General features: G+C 62.9%; 21 protein-coding genes. 8 read left to right on the forward strand and 13 right to left on the reverse strand.

Annotated elements, in window-relative coordinates; genetic code table 11:
• Positions 1-44 precede the first annotated feature (44 nt).
• The 11 genes from lpxD to rpsB form a co-directional block, all read right to left on the reverse strand.
• A complete protein-coding gene (gene lpxD / locus AC5WNI_RS15285; protein ID WP_175089668.1) occupies positions 45-1,082 on the reverse strand; it encodes a UDP-3-O-(3-hydroxymyristoyl)glucosamine N-acyltransferase in 1,038 nt (345 codons plus the stop codon).
• Between the two features lie 92 nt (positions 1,083-1,174).
• On the reverse strand, positions 1,175-1,687 hold the full coding sequence (locus tag AC5WNI_RS15290; protein ID WP_175089669.1) for an OmpH/Skp family outer membrane protein: 513 nt from the start codon (positions 1,685-1,687) through the stop codon (positions 1,175-1,177).
• Between the two features lie 145 nt (positions 1,688-1,832).
• A complete protein-coding gene (gene bamA, locus AC5WNI_RS15295; RefSeq protein ID WP_175089670.1) occupies positions 1,833-4,169 on the reverse strand; it encodes an outer membrane protein assembly factor BamA in 2,337 nt (778 codons plus the stop codon).
• A 245-nt stretch (positions 4,170-4,414) separates the two neighbouring features.
• A complete protein-coding gene (rseP, locus tag AC5WNI_RS15300; protein ID WP_175089671.1) occupies positions 4,415-5,770 on the reverse strand; it encodes a sigma E protease regulator RseP in 1,356 nt (451 codons plus the stop codon).
• 88 nt (positions 5,771-5,858) lie between these two features.
• On the reverse strand, positions 5,859-7,112 hold the full coding sequence (gene ispC / locus AC5WNI_RS15305; RefSeq protein WP_282627910.1) for a 1-deoxy-D-xylulose-5-phosphate reductoisomerase: 1,254 nt from the start codon (positions 7,110-7,112) through the stop codon (positions 5,859-5,861).
• Positions 7,109-7,912, reverse strand: coding sequence for a phosphatidate cytidylyltransferase (locus tag AC5WNI_RS15310; RefSeq protein WP_175089672.1), 804 nt, complete (start codon positions 7,910-7,912; stop codon positions 7,109-7,111). Before AC5WNI_RS15310 ends, ispC begins: the two co-directional genes overlap by 4 nt.
• The gene (gene uppS / locus AC5WNI_RS15315; RefSeq protein WP_175089673.1) at positions 7,912-8,655 is read right to left on the reverse strand and encodes a polyprenyl diphosphate synthase; all 744 of its coding nucleotides are present in this window, start codon (positions 8,653-8,655) and stop codon (positions 7,912-7,914) included. The genes AC5WNI_RS15310 and uppS overlap by 1 nt, the downstream gene beginning before the upstream one ends.
• Positions 8,656-8,709: 54 nt before the next feature.
• Complete coding sequence (frr, locus tag AC5WNI_RS15320) at positions 8,710-9,267, reverse strand: ribosome recycling factor (protein WP_043333023.1); 558 nt, start codon at positions 9,265-9,267, stop codon at positions 8,710-8,712.
• Between the two features lie 4 nt (positions 9,268-9,271).
• Positions 9,272-10,009 carry a UMP kinase gene (gene pyrH / locus AC5WNI_RS15325; RefSeq protein ID WP_253064173.1) on the reverse strand — a complete coding sequence of 246 codons (738 nt, stop codon included), beginning with the start codon at positions 10,007-10,009 and terminating at the stop codon, positions 9,272-9,274.
• Between the two features lie 115 nt (positions 10,010-10,124).
• Entirely contained in the window at positions 10,125-10,994 is an 870-nt protein-coding gene (gene tsf, locus AC5WNI_RS15330; RefSeq protein ID WP_175089675.1) for a translation elongation factor Ts, read from the reverse strand.
• A gap of 179 nt (positions 10,995-11,173) precedes the next feature.
• On the reverse strand, positions 11,174-11,908 hold the full coding sequence (gene rpsB, locus AC5WNI_RS15335) for a 30S ribosomal protein S2 (RefSeq protein WP_175089676.1): 735 nt from the start codon (positions 11,906-11,908) through the stop codon (positions 11,174-11,176).
• A gap of 315 nt (positions 11,909-12,223) precedes the next feature.
• On the opposite strand from rpsB, the gene map reads away from it, so the two are divergent.
• The 7 genes from map to AC5WNI_RS15370 all read left to right on the forward strand — a co-directional run bounded on the left by map (position 12,224) and on the right by AC5WNI_RS15370 (position 20,448).
• Positions 12,224-13,015, forward strand: a complete 792-nt coding sequence (map, locus tag AC5WNI_RS15340; RefSeq protein WP_175089677.1) for a type I methionyl aminopeptidase — start codon at positions 12,224-12,226, stop codon at positions 13,013-13,015.
• Between the two features lie 5 nt (positions 13,016-13,020).
• On the forward strand, positions 13,021-15,732 hold the full coding sequence (locus tag AC5WNI_RS15345; RefSeq protein WP_175089678.1) for a [protein-PII] uridylyltransferase: 2,712 nt from the start codon (positions 13,021-13,023) through the stop codon (positions 15,730-15,732).
• Between the two features lie 195 nt (positions 15,733-15,927).
• Positions 15,928-17,127 (forward strand): succinyldiaminopimelate transaminase, encoded by a 1,200-nt coding sequence (gene dapC, locus AC5WNI_RS15350; RefSeq protein WP_175089679.1) that lies wholly within the window; start codon positions 15,928-15,930, stop codon positions 17,125-17,127.
• 87 nt (positions 17,128-17,214) lie between these two features.
• Positions 17,215-17,616 carry an ArsC family reductase gene (locus AC5WNI_RS15355; RefSeq protein ID WP_368447747.1) on the forward strand — a complete coding sequence of 134 codons (402 nt, stop codon included), beginning with the start codon at positions 17,215-17,217 and terminating at the stop codon, positions 17,614-17,616.
• Positions 17,617-17,656: 40 nt separating this feature from the next.
• Complete coding sequence (gene dapD, locus AC5WNI_RS15360) at positions 17,657-18,682, forward strand: 2,3,4,5-tetrahydropyridine-2,6-dicarboxylate N-succinyltransferase (protein WP_175089680.1); 1,026 nt, start codon at positions 17,657-17,659, stop codon at positions 18,680-18,682.
• 156 nt (positions 18,683-18,838) lie between these two features.
• Positions 18,839-20,038, forward strand: coding sequence for a succinyl-diaminopimelate desuccinylase (dapE, locus tag AC5WNI_RS15365; protein WP_495928556.1), 1,200 nt, complete (start codon positions 18,839-18,841; stop codon positions 20,036-20,038).
• A complete protein-coding gene (locus tag AC5WNI_RS15370) occupies positions 20,035-20,448 on the forward strand; it encodes a hypothetical protein (protein ID WP_043333036.1) in 414 nt (137 codons plus the stop codon). Before dapE ends, AC5WNI_RS15370 begins: the two co-directional genes overlap by 4 nt.
• A gap of 96 nt (positions 20,449-20,544) precedes the next feature.
• On the opposite strand, the gene AC5WNI_RS15375 is transcribed toward AC5WNI_RS15370, so the two are convergent.
• On the reverse strand, positions 20,545-21,009 hold the full coding sequence (locus AC5WNI_RS15375; RefSeq protein WP_043333039.1) for a cold-shock protein: 465 nt from the start codon (positions 21,007-21,009) through the stop codon (positions 20,545-20,547).
• 596 nt (positions 21,010-21,605) lie between these two features.
• On the opposite strand from AC5WNI_RS15375, the gene AC5WNI_RS15380 reads away from it, so the two are divergent.
• Positions 21,606-21,857: a SlyX family protein gene (locus AC5WNI_RS15380; protein ID WP_175089681.1), complete on the forward strand. Its 252-nt coding sequence runs from the start codon at positions 21,606-21,608 to the stop codon at positions 21,855-21,857.
• 134 nt (positions 21,858-21,991) lie between these two features.
• Here AC5WNI_RS15380 and trxB read toward each other — a convergent pair whose 3' ends face one another.
• A complete protein-coding gene (gene trxB, locus AC5WNI_RS15385) occupies positions 21,992-22,948 on the reverse strand; it encodes a thioredoxin-disulfide reductase (RefSeq protein ID WP_175089682.1) in 957 nt (318 codons plus the stop codon).
• Positions 22,949-23,174 lie beyond the last annotated feature (226 nt).

The raw sequence follows: 23,174 nt of genomic DNA on the forward strand, positions 1-23,174 counted from the left end.
GTGCGAGACCCCGCTCTGGACAGGTACTACCCGGGCTTGCAGTACTACTTGTCCTTCAGACTCTTCTCTACCTGATTCAAGCGTCGCGCCAACTGATCCAACTGCTTGAAACGCACGGCATTTCTGCGCCACAGGCCGTTGTCCATCGCGCCAGTACCGGAGGAATAGACGCCCGGCTTGGTGATGGAGTTGGTCACCAGGCTCATGCCGGTCACCTGCACGCCATCGGCGATTTCCAGGTGCCCCGCCAGACCCACACCGCCGCCCATCAGACAGTAGCGCCCGACCTTGGTGGAGCCGGCGATGCCGACACAGCCCGCCAGTGCCGAGTGATCCCCGATCTGGACGTTGTGCGCAATCTGGACCTGGGAGTCGATCTTGACGTCATTGCCGATGATGGTGTCGCCGAGCGCGCCACGATCGATACTGGTGCAGCTGCCGACTTCGACATCATCGCCGATCAGCACGCCGCCGAGCTGAGCGATCTTGTGCCAGCCCTTGCCATCGTGGGCAAAACCGAAGCCATCGGCGCCGATCACGCAGCTGCTGTGGAGCACCGCACGCGCACCGACCACCACGCCATGATAGAGCGTGACATTGGGATGCAGCAGACAGCCCTCGCCCAGCACGCTGTCGGCCCCGATCACGCAACCCGCCTGAATGCGCGTGTTGTCACCGATGCTGACGCCCGGACCGATCACGACCTGCGGGCCGACCTCGACATTGGCCCCCAGGGTTGCGGTCTCGTCGATGACGGCACTGGCGTGCACGCTCGCCTGAGGCTCGACCGCCAACGGATCGAACAGACGCGACAGCTCAGCGTAGGCCAGATACGGATTGTCCAGCACGAGGGCATTACCCTTGCACTCTTCAAGATGGCTTTCATGCAGCAGCACGGCAGTCGCGGCGGTTTCCCCGAGATACTTGAGGTAGGCGCGATTGGCGAGGAAGGCGATATCGCCGGGCTCAGCATCGACCAGCGTCGACAGGCCGGTGACCCGGACAGCCGGGTCACCGACGAGACGAGCGCCCAGCCGCTGAGCCAGATCCTCGAGAGTGTAAGAGAATTGTCGCTTTTTCATTCTGTCTCTGGGCGCTGAGCGCCTCTGGCTCGCATTCGCGTTGTCATGCTCGGATGCAATACATCCCGCACGCTTGCGCGCGCGGAATGCACTCAGTTGAGCGAGTTGAACACCTGAGTCACTTCATTGGTCAGATCCAAACCGTCCTTGCTGTAGACCGTCGCATTGCGGTCGACCAACAGCTCGATGCCATGCTTGTCGACGACCTGCTGGATGGCCTTGTCGAGCTTCGGCTTGGACTGCTTGAGGAAGGTCTGCTCCGCCTGTTGCTGCTGCTGCTGGACCTGACCACGCAGCTGCTGGAACTGGCCACCCTTCTGGCGCAGCTGCTGCTGCACGGACTGACGCTCGGAGTCGGACATCACGGCGCCGTCCTTCTGAAGCTTGGCCTGCAGGGATTCCAGTTCCTTGGCGAGAGCCTTGGCCTGGTCCTGCTTGCCGGCCAGCTGATTCTTGAGCTGGTTCATGGAAATCTTGGCCGAGTCGGAACTCAACAGCGCCTGGCGCCAGTCGAGGACCGCGACTTCGGTGGCCTGTGCCAGCATCGGAGTTGCCATGGCGGCAAGGCCACCAGCCAGACACAGGGCGCGGGTCAATTTACGCATCACACAAACTCCTTGTAGACCTGTTGCTCGGTCACTGATGACTCAGCGACCGACGGTGCGAAAACCGGCGACGGAACAGGGACAGCGCCGCCGGTGGTCGTGACGAAGGCCGCACCGGCTCTAGCGGGTGCGGCATCGTACGGCCTTAGAAGGTCTGGCCCAGCGAGAACTGGAAGATCTCGGTGTCATCGTCGTCATCGTCACCGATCGGCTGGGCGACACTGAAGGTCAGCGGGCCCACCGGCGTGATCCACGACAGGCCGATACCGGCACTGTAATTCAGCTCACCCAGGTCGACACCGCTTTCACAGCTGCTGGTGTCACTGGAGCTCACGTCGTAGCACGACGTCAGATAGGTGTTACCGGCATCGACGAAGAACGACGGCTGCACGGAGCGCTTGTCCTTGATGAAGGGCATCGGGAAGATCAGGTCCACCCCACCTTCGATCAGGATGTTGCCGCCGATGGTATCGTCGTCACCATCGTTCTGTTCGGTGGTAGCCTGCCCCAGAGTATTGGAGCTGTAACCACGCACGCTGCCCAGGCCACCGGCATAGAAGTTCTTGAAGAACGGATAGGTATCGCCGGAGAACGAGTTGGCATAGCCCAGCTCGGTACGGAACTTGAGTGACCAGTCCTGACTCAGCTCGAAGTACTTGGATCCCTTGTAGCGGAGCTTGTAGTAATCCGCATCGGAACCCGGCACCGCCACTTCCAGCGACAGCAGCTGAGAGCTGCCCGCCGTGGCCAGGATGCCACGGTTGAGGTTGTTGCGTGACCAGCTGGCTGTCAGCTTGTAGAGGTTGAAGTCTTCGCCTTCATCCTCGATGAACTGCGTGACCTCCGCCGGGCTGTCGTCGAAGTCCTTGACGCGCACGAACTCGTAACCGCCGCCGAAGTTCAGGCGTGACAGCTCATTGATCGGATACCCGAAGTTGATCCCGCCACCGAAGCTGTCGGTCGCGTAGCTGGCGACATCATCGTCATCGTCGTAGTCCACCTTGCGGTAGAACATGTTGTAGCCGCGCGAGATGCCATCCAGCGTCCAGTACGGGTCGGTGTAGCCGAAGCTGACGTTGGTGTAATCGTCCGACTTCTGGGCGTTGATGTTGACTTCGTTACCGGTGCCCAGGAAGTTCTTCTGCGACAGGCCAACCCCGTAGATGACACCATCACCCTGGGAGAAGCCGATCGACGCCGAGATCGAGCCTGACGGCTGCTCCTCGACGTTGTAGTTGACGTCCAGCTGGTCAGGCTCGCCGGCGACAGGGCGCGTGTCGACATCAACCTGCTTGAAGAAGCCGAGGCGCTCAAGCTTCTGCTTGGACTGCTTGATCTTGTCGGTGGAGGCCGGTGCGCCTTCCAGCTGGGTCATTTCACGACGCAGCACTTCGTCTGCGGTGGTGGTGTTGCCCTTGAAGTTGATGCGACGCACGTAGGCACGCTTGCCGGGGTCGACCGCGAAGGTCAGATCGACAGTGTCGCTCTCTTCGTTGACCTCCGGCACCGCGTTGACCTTGGCGAAGGCGAAGCCGTCAGCACCCAGTGCCTGGCGCAGCGCCTCGCTGGAAGCGGTCACATCACGCTGGGAATAGAGAGCATCCGGAGCGAGCTTGACCAGATCACGTGCCCGCTCTTCCTTCATCTTGATGTCGCCGGCGAAACCGATCTCACCGATCTTGTACGGCTTGCCTTCATCGACGTTGATGGTGACGAAGATCTCGGACTTGTCCGGCGAGATGGACACCTGGGTCGAGCGCACCTCGAAGTTGACGTAACCGCGATCGAGATACCAGGACTTGAGGGTCTCGATGTCGCCGGTCAGCTTCTCACGCGAATATTCATCATCCGAGAACCAGCCGAAGAACCAGCTCGGCTTGTCTTCCAGCTCCAGCTGTTCACGCAGGGTCTCGTCGTCGAAGGCATCATTGCCGACGATGTTGATCTGATGAATCTTGGCGATCGCGCCTTCCTTGACGTCGATGTTGACCTGTACGCGGTTGCGCTCGAGCTCCTCGACCGAGGTCTCGATACGCGCGCTGTAGCGGCCCTGAGCCTGATAGACACGCTCGAGCTCACGCTGCATCTCTTCCAGCGTGGAGCGCTGCAGAACCTGACCCTCGGCCAGCCCTGCTTCCTTGAGGCCCTTGCGCAGGTCTTCGTCGGGAATCTGCGAGTTGCCATCAATCTCGATCTTGGAGATCGTCGGGCGCTCGACCACATCGATGATCAGGACATCGCCATCACGCTTGAGGCGGATGTCGTCGAACAGGCCCGTATCGAACAGCTGACGCGCAGCCGACGACAGGTCCCCTTCTTCCACATTCTGATCCGCGGAGACGGGGAAGGCGTTGAAGACGGTGCCCGCAGACACACGCTGGAGGCCCTCTACCCGGATGTCCGAAACTTTAAAAGATGCGGCCAAGGCGCCCTGACTGGCCCCGAGCAGCGCAGCTGCCAATCCAATGGTCTTGAGTTTCATGCAGTCGCTTCGCTTCTCTGGATTCCGCCCGCTTGGGTGAACAGGCACCTTATACACAACCCCCTGCAACTGACAAGACAGCTACGAGTGAGGATCGGCAATCGGGGCCGAAGTCGTGTGGGCATGATGACGGGAGTTGATCGCATTGACCAGCCCGTGCAATGAATTGACCCCCATGGGCATCGACAGTTCAGATTCGGTTCATCGTGCGGGAGCCATCGAGTGCTGATGGCTCCCCGAATCTGTCACCAAAGACGCATGAGATCGAAGTAGATGGCCATCAGCATGAGGGAACCGACCAGCGCCATGCCGATCTTCAACCCCGCATTCTGGACCTCTTGCGAAAGTGGTTTGCCGCGCACGGCTTCCACCAGATAGAACAGCAGGTGACCGCCATCCAGCACCGGAATCGGCAGCAGGTTCAGGACACCCAGACTGATGGAGAGGTAGGCCATGAAGCCGAGGAAGGCCTCGAGGCCGGAGCGCGCCGTGTCGCCGGCGATACGCGCGATGGTGATCGGGCCTGACAGATTGGACGGCGCGATCAGGCCAACCAGCATCTTGCGGATCGAATCCAGCGTCAGCACCGTCATTTCGCCAGTCTTGCCGACGGCCTGCCCGACGGCCGCCAGTGGCCCGAAGCTGAGCTCGCGCTGATACTGCTCGGGCCAGCTGACATTCTGGACGCCGGCACCGACCTGCCCCACGACACGCCCGTCATCGAGCGAATTGCTGGCAGGTGTCAATGACAGCGTCTCTTCCTTGCCATCTCGCGCCACCAGTACCGACAGCGTCTCGCCCGGCGCACCACGCACGCGCTCGACGAAATCGATCCAGTCGACCACCAGGGTGCCATCGATGCTGACGATGCGGTCACCGGCCTGCAGACCTGCCGCCTGGGCGGCACCACCGTCCAGCACACGCCCCAGCACCGCCGGCAGCTGAGGACGCCAGGCCGTGATGCCCAGCGTCACCAGCGGACGCGGCGGGTCCTGATCGACCAGAAAGCGTGTCACATCGAGGGACTGCTCACGCGTGGTGCTGGCGCCCTCGGCACGCGTGGTAAACGTCAGGCTGTCATCGCCGATCGCACCGATCAAGCGCAGGTTGACCTCATCCCACGAGGGAGTGGCCTGACCATTGATGGCGACGATCTCGGTCTTCGGCGCAAGGCCAGCGCGGCCAGCCGGCGAGTCAGGCGCCACGGCACCGACCATCGGCACCACCGTGGTGGTACCGGCGACGAACAGCGCCCAGTAGGCGACGATGGCCAGCAGGAAGTTGGCCAGCGGGCCCGCCGAGACAACAGCGATACGCTTCCACACCGACTTGGTGTTGAAGGCCAGATGACGCTCGGCCGGATCGACCGGCCCTTCGCGCTCATCCAGCATCTTGACGTAGCCACCCAGCGGAATGGCGGCGACCCCGTACTCGGTGCCGTGGCGATCGGTCCACGACCAGAAGGGTTTTCCGAAGCCGATGGAGAAGCGCAGCACCTTGATGCCGCAACGACGCGCGACCCAGAAATGACCGTATTCATGGATGGTGATCAACACCCCCAACACGACGATCACGGCAAGAATATTCTGGATCACACCCATCACGCGCTCCTGGAGATTGGTGCCCGAGATGGGCAGCCTGCCTTGTTACGCTCACGAGGAAAGTGACAAGACAGTGCAAGATAGGATTTCAGGGCCCGGCGAGGGCCAACTCGGCAGCGGCCAGCTCACGCGCCGCCGCATCTTCGGCAAGAATCACCTCGAGGCCATCCACCGCCAGCGGCGGGCGCGCCTGCATGACGGCCTGCACCACTGCCGGGATACGATCGAAGGCCAGGCGACCCTCGAGGAAGGCAGCCACTGCCACCTCGTTGGCAGCATTCATCACCGCAGGCCAGGTACCGCCCGCCGCGATGGCCTCGCGCGCCAACCGCAGACACGGGAAGCGCGTCTCATCGGCGGCACGGAAATCGAGACGTGCGACCTGGAACAGGTCCAGCGGCTCGACGCCGGCATCGATACGCTCCGGCCATGCCAGCGCATAGGCGATCGGCGTGCGCATGTCCGGATTGCCCATCTGGGCCAGCACCGAGCCATCGCTGTAGGCCGCCATCGAGTGAATCACGCTCTGGGGATGCACGACCACCTGAATGTCATCCGGCCCGCAGGCGAACAGCCAGCAGGCCTCGATCAGCTCCAGCCCCTTGTTCATCAGGGTGGCGCTGTCGACGGAAATCTTGCGTCCCATCGACCAGTTGGGATGCGCGCAGGCTTCGTCCGGCGTCACCGTCGCCAGTCGCTCGGCAGGCCATTCGGCATCATCGCGGAACGGGCCACCGGAGGCGGTCAGCAACAGCTTCTCGACACCGATCGGCGCCAGGCCATCACGATGCCGGGCCGGCAGGCACTGGAAGATGGCGTTGTGCTCGGAATCGATCGGCAGCAGGGTCGCCCCGTGCTGTTTCACCGCATCCATGAACAGCTGCCCGGCACACACCAGCGCTTCCTTGTTGGCCAGCAGCACGCGCTTGCCGGCCCGCACCGCCGCCAGCGTCGGCAACAGGCCAGCCGCACCGACGATGGCAGCCATCACGCTATCGACTTCAGGCGCCTCACTGATGTCGACCAGCGCCTGCTCACCGTGGCGCACCTCGATGGGCGTGCCCTGATAGCTCTCGACGCCCTTGAGGGCCTCACTGAGCCATGCAGCCGCCTCGCACGAGGCGATCACCGCCACCTGCGGGCGATGCGTCAGACACAGCTCCAGCAGCGCCTCGTGACGCGTGGCAGCGCTGAGCGCATGCACTCGATAGCGCTCGGGATGGCGCGCGATCACATCCAGTGTACTGGACCCGATGGAGCCGGTCGCGCCGAGGATAGTGATGCGCTGCAACGCAGGTGCATCAGAAGGAGTCTCGTGATTCACGTTCACATTCGTGCTCACGCACCACCTCCCAGCACCCACGGCAACAGCAGGGCAAACAGCGGCACCGCCGCGGTCAGGCTGTCGATGCGATCCATCACGCCACCATGACCGGGCAGTAGATGGCTTGAGTCCTTCATCTGACGCTGGCGCTTGAACATGCTCTCGAGCAGGTCACCCAGCACCGAGACGGCTGTCACGCCCAGCGTGACCAGTAGCAGCGGCAGCCAGTCGGCCAGCCCCGCCAGCGCATAGCCGGTCGCCAGCAGACCGGTCGCCACCAGACCACCGTAGACGCCCTCCCAGGACTTGCCCGGGCTGACACGCGGCGCCAGCTTGCGCTTGCCGAAGCGCTTGCCGGAGAAGTAGGCACCGATATCGGCCGCCCACACCATCAGCAGCACATACAGCAGCCACTCGCCGCCACTGGCCTTGAGCTGCACGAAGCCGAACCAGGTCGGCAGCAGTGCCAGCACGCCGACGCCCAGCCGCACGCCGGTCGCCTGCCATTCCTGACTGGAGGCCGGATAGCGCATTACCCAGCGCAGATTGACCAGCCATGCCAGTGCCGCCAGATACAGCGGCCAACGCGCAAGAGCGCCATCGAGCTGCCAGACCAGCAGCATCAGCACGCTGAGCACCAGCGGGAACAGCAGGCGCGCCATGCCGGCACGCACGCCAGACAGATTGGACCACTCCCAGGCGGCCAGCGCGACGACAGCGCCGGTAAAGGTGGCAAAGGCGGCGCCGTCGAGGCCGAACAGCCCCCACAGCGCCAGCGGCGCGAGAATGAGCGCGGTGATGATTCGTTGTCTGAGCACTAGAGCCCCTCGGCGTCGAGTTGTTCGCTGGTCATGCCATAACGACGCTGACGCAGGGCGTAGGCGCTGAGCGCTTCATCGAAGGCTGCCGCATCGAAATCAGGCCACAGCACGGGCGAGAAATAGAACTCGGCATAGGCCAGCTGCCAGATCAGGAAGTTGGAGATACGCTGCTCACCGCTGGTGCGGATACACAGATCCACCTCCGGCAGATCGCTCAGGCACACTTCCGCCCCGAGACGTGACTCGTCGATGTCCGCTGCCTTGAGCTCGCCGCGCTCGACCTGCTCCGCCAGACGGCGAGCGGCCTCGGCGATATCCCAGCGGCCGCCATAGTTGGCGCAGATCACCACGTGCATGCCGCGATTGCCGCGCGTCATGTCTTCGGCGCTCTGGATATGCTTTTGAATCGAATTGGAAAAACGACTGCGCTCGCCGATGACCGAGAGTCGGATATCGTGGCGATGAAGCTTCTTGACCTCGCGCTTGAGCGCCAGCAGGAACAGCTCCATCAGCGCACTGACTTCATTGGCCGGGCGCTTCCAGTTCTCACTGGAGAAGGCGAACAGGGTCAGCACTTCCACGCCCTGCTCGGCAGCGCGACGGATGGTACTGCGGACAGTTTCGGCACCGGCGCGATGGCCGCGTATGCCAGCCCAGCCGCGGGACTTCGCCCAGCGGTTGTTGCCGTCCATGATGATCGCCACATGGCGTGGCGTGGAGGGGGAATTCGGTGACGTCATGGGGTCTCGCTACGAGCACCGGATGCCGCCGGCAGATGCCGGCGGCAGACCCGATCAGACCTGCATCAGGTCGGTTTCCTTGTGCTCCAGAGCACTGTCGACTTCCGCCACATACTTGTCGGTCAGCTTCTGGATCTCGTCTTCTCCGCGACGCGCGTCGTCCTCGGAGATGTCCTTGTCCTTGAGCAGGCTCTTGATGTCGCCGTTGGCATCACGACGCACATTGCGAAGCGCCACGCGGGCGTTTTCCGCTTCGGCGCGTGCCTGCTTGGTGTAACCACGACGAGTCTCTTCCGTCAGCATCGGCATCGGGACGCGAATCACGTCACCGGCGGTGGACGGGTTGAGACCCAGGTCAGAAGTCATGATGGCCTTCTCGACCTTCGGCACCATGGGCTTTTCCCACGGCACGACCGTCAGGGTACGCGCGTCTTCGGTGGTGATGTTGGCCACCTGATTCAGCGGTACCTGGCTACCATAGTAATCGACCGTCACGGCATCCAGGATGCTGGGATGCGCACGACCCGTACGGATCTTGCCGAAGGCGGCACCGAGGGACTCGATGGTCTTCTTCATGCGTGATTCGGCGTCTTTCTTGATGTCGTTGATCACAGTCTTACCCTCTATCAATCAGCGTGCCTTCCTTGCCACCCACCACCAGGTTGAGCAGCGCGCCTGCCTTGTTCATGTTGAACACCCGCACCGGCATGTCATGGTCACGTACCAGGCAGATGGCGGTCAAATCCATCACGCCAAGCTTCTGCTCCAGCGCATCATCGTAGCTGAGGCTGTCGTACTTCACGGCATCCGGGAACTTGACCGGGTCCTTGTCGTAGACACCATCCACCTTGGTTGCCTTGATGACGGCATCCGCGTCGATCTCGATACCGCGCAGACAGGCAGCGGAATCGGTAGTGAAGAACGGATTGCCGGTACCGGCGGAGAAGATGACCACATCGCCAGACGTCAGATAACGGATGGCGGTACGACGATCATAATGTTCTACCACGCCACTCATCGGGATGGCAGACATCACGCGCGAACGGATATTGGAGCGCTCCAGTGCATCACGCAGTGCCAGACCGTTCATGACGGTGGCCAGCATGCCCATGTGATCACCGGTCACGCGCTCCATGCCGGCTTCCTGCAGGGCTGCGCCACGGAACAGGTTGCCGCCACCGATGACGATGCCGACCTGGACACCGATGCCCACCAGCTGACCGATTTCCAGCGCCATGCGATCCAGCACCTTGGGGTCGATGCCGAAATCGCCATCACCCATCAGGGCCTCACCGGAAAGCTTGAGCAGTATGCGCTTGTACTTGGCATTGCGTTCAGCGGAAATGGTGGCCATGCGAATCTCTCCTGATACTGACATACGGGGACGGGGCGGCCCGAAGGCGGGGGCCAGATACACGATGGCGTGCGACTAAGCGCACGCCATCGTGAGAAGCGAAAACAGTCAGCCCTTACGCGCGGCTGGCCTGCTCACGGACTTCAGCTGCGAAGTCGACTTCTTCCTTCTCGATACCTTCACCGACTTCCATGCGAACGAAGGACACCACTTCACCGCCGGCAGCCTTGACGAACTCGGCGACGGTCTGGTTCGGGTCCTTGACGAACGGCTGTTCGGTCAGGCTGTTCTCGGCCAGGTACTTCTTCAGACGGCCCTGGGACATCTTCTCGGCGATTTCCGCCGGCTTGCCTGCCATGTCCGGCTGAGCAAGGATGATGGCCTTCTCGGCGTCCATCTGTTCCTGCGGCATGTCTGCCGGACGAGCACAGACCGGGTTGACGGCTGCGACGTGCATGGAAACGTCCTTGGCTGCGTCAGCGGTGCCGCCCTGCAGCAGGGTCAGTGCCGCGATGCGACCGCCGTGGACGTAACCACCGACGATGCCGCCAGCCGGTGCTTCAACCAGCTCGGCACGACGAACGGAGATGTTCTCACCGATCTTCTGAACCAGCTGACCACGAGTGTCTTCCAGCTCACCTTCCATCAGGGAGGCGATGTCGGTGTTCTTGGTTTCGAACACGCGGTCGGCGATCAGCTTGGTGAAGGCCTGGAAGTTGTCATCACGAGCGACGAAGTCGGTCTCGGAGTTGACTTCGACCATCACGCCGTAGCTGGCATCGTCGGCGACCTTGATGACGATGGCGCCTTCAGCGGCCACACGGCCAGCTTTCTTGGCGGCCTTCAGGCCGGAGTTCTTGCGCAGGTTCTCGATCGCGAGCTCGATGTCACCACCGGCTTCGGTAAGAGCCTTCTTGCATTCCATCATGCCGAGCGCGGTACGCTCACGCAGTTCCTTGACCATAGATGCGCTGATAGCTGCCATGGGATGAAACCTCTGTCGTGTCGACGTCTTTGAATACGGGAATTCGGTCACGACCGCTTGAACGGTCGCAAATGAGGGGGCCGTGGCCCCCTCATTGCCTGACCTGACTGCCGCCTGGCTAGGCCATGCCGCACCTAGTGTAGCGCAGCGTGTGTGACAGTCAGATCAAGCCGCCAGGATCACTCTGCTGCGTCTTCTTCAGAAGCAGTTTCGACGAACTCACCGGCCAGCTCTTCTTCCTTGTTCTTGCCACAGGCGCCTGCAATTGCCTGGACATAGATCTGGATGGCGCGGATGGAGTCATCGTTACCCGGGATGACGTAGTCCACGCCGTCCGGGTTGGAGTTGGTATCGACGACGCCGATGACCGGGATGCCCAGCTTGTTGGCTTCGTTGATCGCGATGCGCTCGTGGTCAACGTCGATCACGAACATTGCGTCCGGCAGGCCGCCCATGTCCTTGATACCGCCGATGGAACGCTCGAGCTTTTCCTGCTCACGAGTGGCCATCAGGACTTCTTTCTTGGTCAGCTTCGCGAAGGTACCGTCTTCATGCATCTGCTCGATTTCGCGCAGACGCTTGATGGACTGACGGATGGTCTTGAAGTTGGTCAGCATGCCGCCCAACCAGCGATGGTTGACGTACGGCTGGCCAGCCTTGCGAGCTTCTTCCTTGATGATCTTGCCGGCAGCGCGCTTGGTGCCCACGAACATGATCTTGTTGCCATTGGCAGCCATCTTCTCGACCACTGACACGGCTTCGTTCAGCGCCGGCAGGGTGTGCTCGAGGTTGATGATGTGGATCTTGTTGCGAGCGCCGAAGATGAACTTGGACATCTTCGGGTTCCAGTACTTGGTCTGGTGACCGAAGTGTGCGCCTGCCTTGAGCAGATCGCGCATGTTGACTTGCGCCATGTGAATATCTCCTGGATATCGGGTTGGGCCTCCACGTCCCCCATGGATCCGACCGCTTGCGCGGCACCCGGGACCATGTGACGGAACGTGTGTGGATTGGGGTTATGTACGTCAATCCTTCAATCTCGCCTCGGCCAGGCGCCCGGAGGTGGCCGATCGAGGAGAATTTGCAGGAAAGCGCGCGGCTTTATACCATAGCTCGACCACGATATGAAGTCGCCACTGCCCGACGCGGCATGCGATGCGTCGCGCCATTCCCCCGTCACGCGCGGCCTGGCGGCGTTTCATCCCTCTTATCTCCTGCCTCGAGTCCTCATGAACATTCCCATCAAGACAGCTGAAGAAATCGACAAGATGCGCGTCGCCGGCCGTCTGGCGGCTGAAGTGCTGGAGCTGCTCGACGAGCATGTCCGTCCCGGCGTCACCACGGGCGAGCTCAACCGCATCGCGCACCACCACATCACCGAAGTTCAGGGCTGCATTCCGGCGCCGCTCAACTACCACGGCTTCCCGAAATCGATCTGCACCTCGATCAATCACGTGGTCTGTCACGGCATCCCCGATGACAACAAGAAGCTCAAGAAAGGCGACATCCTCAACATCGACATCACCGTGATCAAGGACGGCTATCACGGCGACACCTCGAAGATGTACATCGTCGGCGAGCCGAGCATCCAGGCCGAGCGTCTGTGCCGCATCACCCAGGAATGCCTTTATAAAGGCATCGAGCTGGTACGTCCGGGCGTGCGCCTGTCAGAAATCGGTCGCGCGATCCAGAAGCATGCCGAAGCGGCTGGCTACAGTGTCGTGCGTGACTTCTGCGGCCACGGCATCGGCGCCGGCTTCCATGAAGACCCGCAGGTGCTGCACTATGACGGCTACGAAGCCCGTGCTGACGCCGAGCTTCTGGAAGGCATGTGCCTGACCATCGAGCCTATGGTCAATGTCGGTGGCTACAAGGTGAAGGTCCTCAAGGACGACTGGACGGCTGTCACCAAGGACAAGAGCCTCTCGGCCCAGTGGGAGCACACTCTGCTGGTCACCGCCACCGGCGTTGAGGTGCTGACACGTCGCACGGAAGAGGACCTCTCCTTCCTCGAGGGTTGATCAAGATGCTCCTGCACCACTATCACTTCGTCGAGCGTGAAGCGCTCTACGATGCCGTCACCCTGGACGGCGAGCTGGCCACGACGAAGACCCCCATCCCGCTGTTCAAGCGGGCTCTGGCACAGGTACAGGAGCGTCTCGAGGCTCGCTTCAAGGCGGGCGCCGACATCCGCGACCTCATCCATGGTCGTGCCCGCGCCATCGATCGCCTGCTGGCCATCGCCTGGCAACGTCAGGCCTGGCCGGATGACGGCATCGCCCTGCTCGCCGTGGGCGGCTACGGCCGTGGCGAGCTGCACCCGCATTCCGACATCGACCTGCTGCTGTTGCTGGAGCAGGACGACGACACGCCCTATCGTGAGGCGCTGTCCGACTTCATCACCTTCCTGTGGGACATCGGTCTCGAGATCGGCCAGTCCGTGCGCTCGCTGAATGACTGCGAACGTGAGGCACGCGCCGATGTCACCGTGATCACCAACCTGCTGGAATCCCGCGTCATCGCCGGCCCGCAGCGGCTGCGCGAGGCCATGCGCGAACGCCTGGCCACCGACCGCCTGTGGCCGGCCGAAGCCTTCTTCGAGGCCAAGTGGCAGGAGCAGATCGCGCGTCACCACAAGTTCGCCAACACCGAATACCACCTCGAACCCAACATCAAGTCGTCGCCGGGCGGCCTGCGTGACATCCAGATGATCGGCTGGGTCGCCAAGCGCCACTTCGGGGTCGAGCGCTACGACAACCTGGTCGCACTGGGCTTCATGAATGATGCCGAACTGCGCATTCTCAGCCAGGGCCAGGCCTTCCTGTGGCAGGTGCGCTTCGCGCTGCACATGCTGGCCGGGCGTGCCGAGGACCGGTTGCTATTCGACCACCAGCGCACCATCGCCGAGCTGTTCGGCTTCCGCGACACGCCCGAGCATCTGGCGGTCGAGCAGTTCATGAAGCGCTACTACCGCCATGTCACCGCCCTGGCGGGCCTCAATGACATGCTGCTGCAGCACTTCGACGAGGCCATCCTGCGTCATGACGAACCGGTCAACATCGTGCCGCTCAATCCGCGCTTCGAGATCCGCAGCGGCTACATCAGCCTGCGCGAGGAAGGCGTGTTCCGCCGCCGCCCCGCCGCGCTGCTGGAGCTGTTCCTGCTGATGGCGCAGCATCCGGAGATCGAGGGCGTGCGCGCCGACACCATCCGCGCGCTGCGTGATCATCGCCACCAGATCGACGACGCCTTCCGCGACGACGTGCGCCACCAGAGCCTGTTCATGGAGCTGATGCGCTGTGGCGGCAACGTGCCTCGCGTGCTCAAGCGCATGGCGCGCTACGGCATCCTCGGCAAGTACCTGCCGGCCTTCGGGCGTGCCGTGGGACTGATGCAGCATGACCTCTTTCACGTCTACACCGTCGATGCACACACGCTGCGTCTGCTCAAGGTCGCCCAGGAATTCCGCGCCCCCGATGCCGAGGAGGAGTTCCCGGTCGCCGCGACCCTGATCCGCGAGCTGCCCAAGCTGGAGCTGCTGTGGATCGCCGGGCTCTATCACGACATCGGCAAGGGCCGTGGCGGTGACCACTCCGAGATCGGCGCCGAGGAAGTCGAGGACTTCGCGCGCCGCCATGACCTCAGCCCGCGCGATACCCGTACGCTGAGCTGGCTGGTGCGCCACCACCTGCTGATGTCGATGACCGCCCAGAAGCAGGACATCGCCGACCCCGAGATCATCACGCGCTTCGCCGAGATCGTCGGCGACGAGACGCACCTCGATTATCTCTACGTGCTGACGGTGGCCGACATCAACGCCACCAACCCGTCGCTGTGGAACGGCTGGCGTGCGGCATTGCTGCGCCAGCTGCACATGGAGACGCGCCGGGCGCTGCGCCGTGGCCTCGAACATCCGCCGGAGCGCCACGAGTGGATCACCGAGACCCGTGAGGAGGCACTGTCCCTGCTGGCCGGCATGGGCACCGCCCGCACTGACGCCGAGGCGCTGTGGGCCAGCCTCGGCGACGACTACTTCGTACGCTACGCGCCCAGCGAGGTGGCCTGGCACACCCAGGGCATCCTGGCGCGCCAGGCGGCACCGCAGCTCGACGAGCATGGCGAGCCGCTGCCGCTGGTGCTGACCAGCGCGCCCACCGAGGAGATGACCGAAGGCGGCACCAAGGTCTTCATCCATACCCGCTCGGTGGACAACCTGTTCGCGGCCACCGCCGCGGCGCTGGAACAGCTGGGACTCTCGATCCACGATGCGCGCATCGCCACCTCCAGCCACAACTGGACGCTCAACACTTTCATCCTGCTCGACGATGAAGGTGAGCCGATCCGCGATGCCGCACGCCTGGCCGATATCCGCACCCATCTGGTCGAAGAGCTGGATGACCCGGATGACTACTCGGTGATCGTCAATCGTCACACGCCGCGCCAGCTCAAGCATTTCCGCATCGCGCCGCGCATCACGCTGAGCCAGGACTACACCAACGGCCGCAGCGTACTGGAAGTGATCGCCTCGGACCGCCCGGGCCTGCTGGCGCGCATCGGCCGCGTGTTCATGGAGCATGAGATCGCCATCGATGCCGCCAAGATCGCCACCCTCGGCGAGCGCGTCGAGGATATCTTCTTCATCACCGACCGCGCCGGCGAACCCATCACCGACCCCGAGCGCCAGACACGCCTGCGTGACGCCCTCACCGAAGTCCTTGAGGTCGGCGAGCGCGGCTGAGACGCGTGACGGCACATGACGGCACGTGACGAGAGTACAGAGGGAAAGCGCCGGCCGGCACCCCGCGATTGAGGGGACCGGTCGGCTTCCCTATAATCGCGAGTCGACCTGCATGGCAGTCCGGTGACTCGCGGACGCCTTCCTTCCTGCTCGGCCGGCAGCCTGACTGCCACGGCCATCACCCATGGAACGTGCATGAACCCGGATCTCGACCAGCTCAAGCCCTACCCGTTTGAAACCCTGGCCAAGCTGCGCGAGGGCGTCGTGCCCAATCCCGCCCTGGACCCGATTGCACTGACCATCGGCGAGCCGCGTCATGCGCCGCCCGAATTCGTGCTCGACACCCTGCGCGAGCACATCATGGGCGTGGCCAAATACCCCGCCACCGGCGGTCTGCCGGAATTGCGCCAGGCGATTGCCGACTGGCTCGAAAAGCGCTTCTCGCTCAACGCCACGCCGGATATCGATCAGCAGGTCCTGCCGGTCACCGGCACCCGCGAGGCACTGTTCGCCTTCATCCAGGCCTCGCTGGACAGCACGCGTCCGGCGCGCGTGCTGGTGCCGAATCCCTTCTATCAGATCTACGAAGGCGCGACGCTGCTGGCCGGCGGCGAGGTCACCTACCTGCCCTGCCCCGCCGAGAATGGCTTCCGTCCCGACTACGCCGCGGTGTCGGCTGAGGTATGGCGTGATACACAGATCGTCTTCGTCTGCTCGCCGGGCAACCCTACTGGCGCCGTGACACCGCTGGAGGACTTTCAGCAACTGATTCGCCTCGCCGACGAGCATGACTTCCTGATCGCCTCCGATGAGTGCTACTCGGAGCTGTACCTCGACGAGTCCATGCCGCCGCCGGGCCTGCTGCAAGCCTGTGCCGCCATGGACCGCGACGACTACGCGCGCTGCGTGGTCTTCCACTCGCTGTCCAAGCGCTCCAACCTACCGGGCCTGCGCTCCGGCTTCGTGGCCGGCGATGGCGAGGTGATCCGTCGCTTCCGCCACTACCGCACCTATCACGGCTGCGCGATGCCGCTGCATCACCAGTACGCCTCCATCACCGCCTGGAATGATGAAGACCATGTGCTGGCCAATCGCAATGCCTACCGCGAGAAATTTGCCGCCATGACCGAAATCCTTGCGCCGGTAATGGACTTCCCGACACCGGAAGCCAGCTTCTACCTGTATCCCGCTGTTCCTGGTGGTGACGATGCCGCCTTCACCCGCGAGCTGCTGCGTGAAGAGGCCGTCGGCGTACTGCCGGCAAGCTACATGGCGCGCGAGGTGGACGGCGTGAATCCGGGTGCCGGACGCATTCGTCTGGCGCTGGTGGCCGAACTGGAACAGACCGTCGAAGCCGCCCAGCGCCTGCGTCGCTTCGTCGAACGCCTGCGCTGAGGGCAAGACCCGCACGGGCTGACAGCGCCGCACTGACAGCGTTGCACTGGCAGATCAGCAGCGTACTGGACAGCAGCCCGACACTGGATGACAGCCCCGCCCGGCGGGGCGGATTGGCTCAAGGAGACCGCCATGCACGTGCTCTACGGCATCAAGACCTGCGATACCTGCCGCAAGGCGCGCCGCGCCCTCGACGACCGGGGCGTGCCCTACCGCTGGCATGACCTGCGCGAGGATGGTCTCTCCGCCAGCCTGCTGGAATCCTGGCTGGAGCAGACCGCCTGGAGCAGCCTGCTCAACAAGCGCAGCACCAGCTGGCGCAACCTGAGCGATGAACAACGTGACAGCCTCGATGCCAATTCGGCACGCGCATTGATGCTGGAGCACCCGACCCTGATCAAGCGTCCCATTCTCGAGCGTCATCCCGCCGACAATGAGATGGATCTGGTGATCGGCTATGACAAGGCGGTCTACGAACCGCAGGACTGAGTTACCCCTTACACCACTGGACACCCCGGAGATTGACACGATGTTGAGCCTTGCCCTCGGAATCGGCACCCAGAACACCACCGGCGACTGGCTGGAAGTCTACTATCCTGCCCCGCTGTTCAAGCCGACCGCTGCCGTTGTTGACGCCGCTCGCAAGGCACTGGACGCACCGGCTGGCACCACCGCCACCAGCTTCCTGCCGGAACACTGCGCCGCCCTGGCCAGCGCCCTGCGCGACGCCGGTGACAGCGCCCAGGCCGAACTGGCCGAGAGCCTGGCCGCCAGCCAGCGCCCGCTGGTCGCCATGTTCATCGAGGAAGATGCCGCCCCGCAGAGCGTGCCGGAGGTCTACCTCAAGCTGCATCTGCTGTCTCACCGTATGGTGCGCCCGCACGGCATCGACCTGACCGGCATGTTCGGTCTGCTCAAGAATGTCGCCTGGACCAGCGAAGGCGCCATCGACATCGAAGAACTGCCGACGCGTCGCCTCAAGGCCCGCCTGGAAGGCCGGACCCTGTCCGTGGACTGTGTCGACAAGTTCCCGAAGATGACCGACTACGTGGTGCCGACCGGCATTCGTATCGCCGATACCGCGCGTGTGCGCCTGGGCGCCTACCTGGGCGAAGGCACCACCGTGATGCACGAAGGGTTCTGCAACTTCAATGCCGGTACCGAAGGTCCGGGCATGATCGAAGGCCGCATCTCCGCGGGCGTCTTCGTCGGCAAGGGGTCTGATCTGGGCGGCGGTTGCTCCACCATGGGCACCCTGTCCGGTGGCGGCAACATCGTCATCAAGGTCGGTGAAGGCTGCCTGATCGGCGCCAATGCCGGTATCGGCATCCCGCTGGGCGATCGCTGCACCGTGGAAGCTGGCCTCTACATCACCGCCGGCACCAAGGTCATGGTCTTCGACAACGAAGGCCAGGAAGTCGAGACGGTTGCGGCCCGTGAGCTGGCGAGCCAGGACGACCTGCTGCTGCGCCGCAACTCCGTCACCGGCCGTGTCGAGTGCCGCACCAACAAGAGCGCCATCGCGCTCAATGATGCCCTGCACGCCCACAACTGAGGCGTGTGACGACAGCCTGCCGGAGACTCCCTCTCTGGCAGGCCGTCATGGTATTTCCCGGCTCGGGCAGCAGCGTCTGGGCCGGCGTGAAGACACTTCGCCTCTCCCCGAATTTCGCGCTGTCGCTCCTCGCGATGACGCCTGCAGCGATGGCCCATGATGACTGATTCAAACGCACCGCTTCCGCCACGCCCCGCCGATCTGTCTCCGACGCTGGAGCTGGCCTTCGATCTCATCTCACGCCCCTCGGTCACGCCGGACGACCTGGACTGCCAGACCCTGATGATCGAACGCCTCGAGGCGCTGGGCTTCACCATCACGCGGCTGCCCTTCGGTGATGTCGACAACTTCTGGGCAGTGCGTGGACATCATGGTCCGGTGCTGGCCTTCGCCGGCCACACCGATGTCGTGCCGACAGGCCCGGAAGCCAACTGGCAGTATCCGCCGTTCTCGCCGTGCATCGATGATGCCGGCTTCCTGTGTGGCCGTGGCGCCGCCGACATGAAGGGTTCACTGGCCGCGATGCTGACTGCCACCGAGCGCTTCGTGACCGCCAACCCGGACCACGAAGGACGCATCGCCTTCCTGATCACCTCCGACGAGGAAGGCCCGGCGGTTCACGGCACTCGTGCAGTGGTCGAGTACTTGCGTGAGCATCATGAGCGCCTCGATTACTGCATCGTCGGCGAACCGTCCTCCACCGACTACGCCGGGGACGTGATCAAGAATGGCCGTCGCGGCTCGCTGGGTGCAGTCATGCACATCAAGGGCATCCAGGGCCATGTGGCCTACCCGCATCTGGCGCGCAACCCGATCCACGATGCCGCCCCGGCCCTGGCTGACCTGGCTGCCGAGCATTGGGACAACGGCAATGACTTCTTCCCGGCGACCAGCTTCCAGATCTCCAACATCCGTGGCGGTACCGGCGCGACCAACGTCATCCCCGGCGAGCTGGAAGTGGTCTTCAACTTCCGTTACTCCACCGAGCTGACCGCCGATGACCTCAAGCGCCGCACCTATGAGATCCTCGAGAAGCACGGTCTGGACGTCGAGATCGAGTGGAACCTGAGCGGCGAGCCCTTCCTGACGCCGGAAGGCGCGCTGGTCGATGCGGCCGTGCACGGCGTGGAACGCGCACTGAGACGCAAGCCTGTCCTGTCCACCTCAGGCGGCACCTCCGATGGTCGCTTCATCGCCACTCTCGGCACTCAGGTCGTCGAGCTGGGGCCGGTCAATGCGACCATCCACAAGATCGATGAACGCGTCATGGCCAGCGATCTGGACCGACTCTCCAGCGCCTACGAGCACATCCTGGAATATCTGTTTGTCCCCGCGACCCAAGAGACCACGGCATGAGCGACACCCCGCACAATGACGCCGATGAGCAATATCCGGACATCGAGATCTACCTCAAGCCCTTGAGCCTGGAAGCACTGGGCGCCTGGCTGGGCGAGCAGTTCGGTCAGGTCGTCGTCTTCCAGCCGGCCGGCAAGCTGCAACACCGTACGCGCCTCACGCGAGATGGCGCCGAGATCGCGGTACTGGTTGTCGAGAAAGTCGCCGATGGCTTTGCCAGCCTGTGGTTCGACAGCGCCAGCACCCCTTGGGCGCGCGATGTCGACTGCGCACGCGCCGCCGCTCGGGCCCTGCAGGTCGAGACGCGCTGCTCGCTGGGCAGCTGGCAGCCCGGTGATGAGCCGGACCGCTTCTTCCGCGTCATGGCTGATGGCAGCGAAGAGGCCTTCACCTGGCCGGACAAGGGCTGAGTGACCCGTCCCTTCCGGCAAGACAAGCCCTGAAACGACAACGCCCCGCAGGCTGGCCTGCGGGGCGTTGTCGTCTTTCACTGAGCGAGTCAGCGATCAGGTGATGACCGTCACGTCATCCGCCTGCAGGCCACGCTCATTGCTGATGACGTGGTAACGCACTTTCTGACCTTCGGCCAAGGTACGGTGGCCCTTGCCACGTATGGCACGGAAGTGAACGAAGACATCTTCACCACTTTCACGGGTCACGAAACCGTAGCCCTTGTTGACGTTGAACCACTTGACCTCGCCGATCTCACGATCGTCGTCCTCGACTTCAGCCAGTACCGCAGAGCGCGGAGACAGCACCGGAATGGCAAGCGTCGCGATCAACAGCAGGATGAACACGGCCGCGACGGCAGCCGCGTACGCCAGCTCGAAGCCCTCGACGCTAAGCGCCTGGCTCAGGGTGTCGGCCAGCTGGCCGCCGGTCAGGGTGATGAAGACAGCAATCAGCAATGGTGCCGGCAGTGCCAGCAGCAGGCTGATGATGAAACAACGGAAGAACGTCTTGGAACTCATCAAGATAAACTCTCTAGGTAATGGGTGGAGGTGTAACGCGAGGGCAGAAATGAGTGCTTCGGATGATCCCTATCAGAATGTTCTGCCCTTGATCGCAATGGACAGCGCCTGACCGCACGACAGGGTTACAGCAGCTATCGTCAGTCGGGAAACTGCCTGAATGCAGCGCCTCACGGCGGTGCCCGTCACCGTCACCGATACACGCGAAGATACCTGTGCATCGCTCTGGTGACGTCGTGGCTCGTGATGCAGGTAACTCCACATCAGTCGATGGAACCGGCCCTGTCAATGACGCGCGAAGCGCAGGCGATCGAAGGCCGTCAATGGGTGCGATATACGAAAAACAAGTCAATCGCACTGTCAACAGTCTATCACGCCTCTTCCTGATGCGTCTGAGGCAACTCAGTGACAATCCTTAAACACTTTGCGGCACTTCGACAACGATCCTGGCAATGTTCCCGGCAACGACCGCAGCAACGATTCGGCGTGCCATCGTTCAGAAATCCTGGCATGAGTCGTCATCCAACGGCGGCCGTTTCCCCCTCTTGTCCCACCGCCCACACGGACCATTACCTCACCCTCTGGAGCCCAGATGCATGACAACCTCGACTGATCCCAACTTGGAAGCCCGACTGGAAGCACTGGAATCGCGCCTCGCGCATCAGGATGACTGGCTCGAGACCCTCGATGGCACCGTCATCGCCCAGCAGCGCCAGATAGATACCCTCGAGCGCCTCACCGCGCTGATGGCCAGCCAGCTCCGCACCCTGCGCGAACAGCAAGGCGATGCAGACTCGACAGCAACTTTCAGTGCGCAGCCACACGACGAGCTGCCACCCCATTACTGAGCCTCAGCCCTCCCAGCCAATTCCTGACAGGGCCTTGAACGCAGACCGGCCCCGCAGCGAGGCTGCGGGGCCGGTCGGGCAGTGCTGAATCAGACTTTCTTGAATCAGTCAGTGTTGCTACAGACTGGGCGATCTCAGGCGATGAGGCCGTCCAGATAACGCTCGGCATCCAGCGCCGCCATGCAGCCGGTACCGGCAGAGGTGATCGCCTGACGGTAGACATGGTCCATCACATCGCCGCAGGCATAGACGCCGGGGATGCTGGTCTGGGTGGCATTGCCTTCCAGACCGGACTGGACCTTGAGATAGCCGCCCTGCATCGCGAGCTGGCCTTCGAACAGGCTGGTATTCGGACGGTGGCCGATGGCGATGAACACGCCCATCGAGCTCAACTCCTTGGTGGCGCCGCTTTCGACATGACGCAGACGCACGCCGGTGACACCGGAGTTGTCGCCCAGCACTTCGTCGAGGGTGTGGTGCCATTCGACCGCCATGTTGCCGTTCTCGACCTTGTCGAACAACTTGTCCTGCAGGATCTTCTCGGCGCGTAGGCTGTCACGGCGATGCACCAACGTGACCTTGGAGGCGATGTTGGACAGGTACAGCGCTTCCTCGACAGCGGTGTTGCCACCACCGACCACCACGACTTCCTGATTGCGATAGAAGAAGCCGTCACAGGTCGCACAGGCCGAGACGCCCTGGCCCATGAACTGCTGCTCACTCGGCAGACCCAGGTACTGCGCGCTGGCGCCGGTAGCGATAATCAGGGCGTCACAGCTGTAGCTGCCGTTGTCGCCCTTGAGCAGGAAGGGGCGCTCACCGAGGGTCACTTCATTGATGTGATCGAACAGGATCTCGGTCTCGAAGCGCTCGGCGTGACGGCGCATGCGCTCCATCAGCTCCGGCCCCTGCACGCCGGCATCATCACCCGGCCAGTTGTCGACATCGGTGGTAGTGGTCAGCTGGCCACCCATCTGCATGCCGGTGATCAACAGCGGTTTGAGATTGGCACGCGCGGCATAGACGGCAGCGGTGTAACCCGCCGGGCCGGAACCAAGGATGATCAGACGTTCGTGACGGACATTGCTCATGGATGACCTCGAGACAGATAAAGGCGGAGAAATTCACCAGTCGCCGCAGCGACGGCTGATGATCAATGTGCTGAGCGATACGGACAGCGAGCGCGATCGGCATGGCTCAGGACACGGTGGTGATGGAACGGAGGACTGCGCAGAGTAGCGCAGACGGGCCAGGCTTTCAGCACTGCGCTCAGACCGGCATCGCAGATGCTTATGACGCAAGCTTCAGATACACGGA

The organism is Cobetia sp. PDI-12MA (assembly GCF_059507695.1).